Below are 253 nucleotides of genomic sequence, written 5' to 3' on the forward strand. Positions count from 1 at the left end.
CTACACCTAACTGGTGGAAGGGGTGCATCAAGATGTTGTGTTCTGCTTGGAACACGATCATGAAGTTGAATGTTCCGCTTATTCCCAAAGGCATACCATCTGAGAAGGAACCTTGTCCGATGGGGTATACCAAAAATACTGCGGTTGCTGCTGCTACTGGAGCTGAATAAGCGATCGCAATCCAAGGACGCATTCCTAAGCGGTAGGATAGTTCCCATTCACGACCCAAGTAGCAGAATACGCCAATCAGGAA

1 pseudogene is annotated in these 253 nt (G+C 47.8%); it reads right to left on the reverse strand.

Annotation, left to right across the window (positions count from 1 at the left end):
• Positions 1–253 (reverse strand): annotated as a pseudogene (locus ACEYW6_RS36835) (photosystem II q(b) protein); the annotation flags it as partial.

Origin of the sequence: Nostoc sp. UIC 10607, assembly GCF_047228265.1 — a bacterium.
GTDB classification, from domain to species: Bacteria; Cyanobacteriota; Cyanobacteriia; order Cyanobacteriales; family Nostocaceae; genus Nostoc; species Nostoc foliaceum_A.